This is a genomic window from Nostoc sp. 2RC, from assembly GCF_014222165.1.
Classification (GTDB): domain Bacteria; phylum Cyanobacteriota; class Cyanobacteriia; order Cyanobacteriales; family Nostocaceae; genus Nostoc; species Nostoc linckia.
This window is the reverse complement of the sequence record NZ_JACKZU010000537.1, coordinates 1-3,838: the sequence shown is the minus strand read 5'-3', so window position 1 is coordinate 3,838 and position 3,838 is coordinate 1. Positions and strand designations below refer to the sequence as shown.

At 40.4% G+C, this 3,838-nt stretch carries 3 protein-coding genes; 2 read left to right on the top strand and 1 reads right to left on the bottom strand.

All coding sequences use genetic code 11. The annotated features are described in order from the left end of the window. Nucleotides 1-125 precede the first annotated feature (125 nt). Nucleotides 126-1,490: an LLM class flavin-dependent oxidoreductase gene (locus tag GNE10_RS32750; RefSeq protein ID WP_185570183.1), complete on the bottom strand. Its 1,365-nt coding sequence runs from the start codon at nt 1,488-1,490 to the stop codon at nt 126-128. Nucleotides 1,491-2,143: 653 nt separating this feature from the next. On the opposite strand from GNE10_RS32750, the gene fraC reads away from it, so the two are divergent. Together fraC and fraD are read left to right on the top strand one after the other, a co-directional pair. Then, nucleotides 2,144-2,686 (top strand): filament integrity protein FraC, encoded by a 543-nt coding sequence (fraC, locus tag GNE10_RS32745; RefSeq protein ID WP_185570181.1) that lies wholly within the window; start codon nt 2,144-2,146, stop codon nt 2,684-2,686. 57 nt (nt 2,687-2,743) lie between these two features. Continuing rightward, nucleotides 2,744-3,751 carry a septal junction protein FraD gene (gene fraD / locus GNE10_RS32740; RefSeq protein WP_185570179.1) on the top strand — a complete coding sequence of 336 codons (1,008 nt, stop codon included), beginning with the start codon at nt 2,744-2,746 and terminating at the stop codon, nt 3,749-3,751. Nucleotides 3,752-3,838 lie beyond the last annotated feature (87 nt).

Below are 3,838 nucleotides of genomic sequence, written 5' to 3'. Positions count from 1 at the left end.
TTTCCCTTTTCCCTTTTCCCTTTAACCTTTCCCCTTTCCCCTTTCCCCTTTCCCCCCGACTAGGGTGGGGATCTACACAAATTCCGCTTTAAAAGGTATGGCTTAACCATGTATGAGAAATTCCTTTAGGCCAACACCAATGTTTCTTCGGGTTGTTTGATGGCAAAAGCATTGCTCGGCCTAGCTAATCCGAGGTTTTCACGCAAGGTACTGCCTTCGTATTCGGTACGAAATAATCCGCGTTTTTGGAGGACAGGAACGACTAGGTTCACGAAGTCATCTAAGCCTGTAGGTAGAATTGGCGGCATGATATTAAAGCCATCTGCGGCACCGTTGTTAAACCATTCTTCTAGTTGGTCGGCAATGGTTTCGGGAGTACCAAGGATGGTGCGATGTCCTCTGGCGGTGGATAGGGAGAGATACAACTGGCGCAGTGTCAGAGTCCCACGGGTTGCTAAATCTCTCACTAGTTTGAGACGACTTTTGTTGTTGTTGGTGTCTATGGGTAGTTCGGGAGCTAAATCATCTAGAGAATATTTTGATAAATCGACACCTTTGTAATAGTTTTTCAAAATACCCCAGGCGACATCTGGGTGAATCAAGGATTGCAGAAATTCATACTTTTCTTGAGCTTCTTCTTCGGTATGACCGATGATTGGGAAAGCACCAGGCATTATTTTTAGCTCGTCTGGAGAACGCCCGTATTTCGCTAGCCTACCTTTAATATCAGCATAAAATTCCTGTGCATCAGCTAGTGTTTGATTAGCTGTAAAGATAACTTCGGCAGTGCGCGCAGCCAAGTCACGTCCGGCTTCTGAAGCTCCAGCCTGGATAATTACTGGGTAGCCTTGGGGTGGACGACCAACGTTCAAAGGGCCTTTGACAGAAAAATGTTTGCCTTTGTGGTTGAGTATATGTAGTTTGTCCGGATCGAAATAGATTCCAGATTCTTTGTCACGAATGAAAGCGTCGTCTTCCCAACTATCCCACAGTCCTTTGACTACTTTCACAAACTCTTCGGCACGTTCGTAACGCTGGCTGTGTTCTGGGTGTTGGTCGTGACCGAAATTTTGAGCGGCATTTTCATTGCCTGTGGTGACTACATTCCAGCCTGCTCGACCTTTGCTCAGATAGTCTAAAGAAGCAAACTTACGTGCTAGTGTGTAGGGTTCTTCATAGGTAGTGGAGGCTGTAGCGATAAAGCCAATGTTTTTGGTGACTGAGGATAAAGCTGAAAATAGGGTGACTGGCTCGAAATGGGCAAGTTTTCCATTCCGTTTTTGAGTTTCTGGAGCGCCACCCCAAACTCCTGGACTGTCTGCTAGAAAAACTGCATCGAACAAACCACGTTCGGCTGTCTGAGTAATTTCTTTATAATGCTCGAAATTTAAACCAGCGTCTGCTTGCGAATCGGGATGCCGCCAAGCGGAAACATGATGTCCGGTTGCTTGAATAAATGCACCTAAACGAAACTTACGTGTTTTGCTCATAATGTTTTGCTGTTTCTTTACTAATGCCTTAGCACTAGCTCTACGGTCGGTATCGCTGATTTGTGTATGGCCAACGAGTTTCCATGTCTGCGTCAGGGATGTCTCAAGCAGATATGAAAAAACACTGAATCTGATGATGGAATGCTATCGGTTAGGTTGATACCACACCAGAACTAGTACTACGCCAAGGCAACTTGGCAAAGTAAAGGGACTCATGTTTTTTATCCCTTCGCCTTTTCCCGGTTGGTGAGCTTGTCGAACCATTAACCTTGACCCAATCTCCACCTAAGATTTTTGGGTTGGCAGACTACTAGAGGTGTTGCTGCTTGTGGATGTCTGCCACTGTCTACGCTTGCGAACTACCATAAATTTCTATAGCAATTTGACTCGGTAGATACAGTTTACAGAATACACACAAAAAAAGATGTACTGGTAATCACAATTGCATGATAAACGAATTATTAGTGTTTCAAACATTAAGTATTGCAAACTTAGCGATCGCTTGGGGTTGACTGTTGACTGATGACTGATGACTGATGACTGAGAAGTGATTACTGTTTGCTGTGCCCACTTTCTACAAATCGAATAATTTCCCCCATCACCGTCGCTATCCCGGTTATACTCTCTACAGTTAACGTTACCATTGACTTTTTATGCCTGAAAATTGGATGCTTCCGAGGATTTTTCCCATTGGTGGAATTCTGTTTGACTTTTTATTTGTGCTGATTGCCATACCCATCGAAGCATATGTTTTACACAAACGTCTAAAATTTGATAAAAAAACCAGCACTTTTTATGCAATTTCTATCAATTTATTTTCTAGTGTTATTGGTTGGTCTGTTTTTTTTGCTTCCGAACCACTGTTGCCAATACCTATTAAATCAGAATTGATTAATTATCTGTTTTTTAATAATCTTAAATCTGCTGGTACGCAGACTCTAATAATTTTAACTGCTTTTATAATTTTCTTTGCTACTTTTATAGTTAAATTTTTACTTTTGAAGGTCTTACTCTTATCTTTAGTCAAGGAACCATTTGCCAAGAAAGAAGACGAAACTCAAGTATTTCAAAGACAAAAATGGCGCGGTTTTAGTAATATAAAACTGCAAAATACCAATGTAGTTACTACTGTATTAATAGGCAATTCTCTGAGTTATAGCGTGATAACTGCTATTTTACTACTTCGTTCAAAGTAGTAAAATAATTTTCCGATTCATAGAAAGTACGGCTAGTGATTAGGTGTAGGGAGAAATATGAATACACTACTTAAAGATTTATTTGGAGTTTTCAAGTTTGTTGAAGGGCTGTACGCAGGAATTAAAAAAATATTAGTTCCTCCTAAAGCTTATTCTTGGCAGACATTTATTTATTTAAGTGTTTTTTCTTGGATAGTTTCATATTTTGCTATCGGTTATATAAAAGATATAATTGCCTTTGTTGGTTGGCTATTTTTAATTGCTGGTACAGCTTGGTATACAACACAAGATCCGTTGAGGGTTCCTGGCACTTTTATGCCAGTGGGTGCGGTAATCACTGGATTTTTAGTTAGTGTTTTTGCATTTGGAAGCCAAAAGGATGTGATTACACCAACAACAATTGTCTTTTGGCCGACAATTTCAGCACTAATTACGGCAATACCAGAATTTATTGAGGGAACTGATACAGATGCAAAAGCTCAAATTCCTAAGCCGGAAGACCGCCAAAAAATTATTATTTTAGTAGCTAGCAGTATGTTACTAAGTTGCTGGATTCAGTTTTATTTTGTAGTAGACAATTGGTTACAAGAATATCCCACTTTAAAATCAGATACTTTTAAAACTAGTACCTTTGTTGTCCGAAATCAAGAACCACCCAAAGCGCCACCAAATGGAATTTTAGTTTTAGATAAACTTCAACCAATAGTAGAAGAACAAATAGCACAAACACCTTGGTCGGAAGTAGAAAAATGGTTGTTAGATGCAAAACAGCGAGTAGAAAGTTTGGGTAGGGGAGTAATTCAAAAAAATCTCGTAAAATACGACGAAAAGGAATTATGGCGTGTTGAACCGCGTGTGTCTAATACTAAATCTGGATATATATTAGATTTGCTAAGTATCTGGATAGGGCCGAGTTCTAATCCACGGGGATATTACTTAAAAAAATCTTGCCGAATTGAACCGGTTGCAGCAACTATTAAAGCGGGGGATAAAATCACAGTTGGAGAAATTGAATGCGATCGCTTGAATAAATTTATCGCTGGTTCACCACCTCCGCAGCAGTGAAAAGTGGGGAGAAGGGGAGAAGGGGAAAAGGTTAAAGGTTAAAGGGAAAAGGAATCAATTTAATCTTTCCCCTTACCCCCCTTCCCC

Coding starts and splice junctions, on each gene's coding strand:
- fraC (WP_185570181.1), top strand. CDS start 2,144: ATGCCTGAAAATTGGATGCTTCCGAGGATTTTTCCCATTGGTGGAATT.
- GNE10_RS32750 (WP_185570183.1), bottom strand. CDS start 1,490: ATGAGCAAAACACGTAAGTTTCGTTTAGGTGCATTTATTCAAGCAACC.
- fraD (WP_185570179.1), top strand. CDS start 2,744: ATGAATACACTACTTAAAGATTTATTTGGAGTTTTCAAGTTTGTTGAA.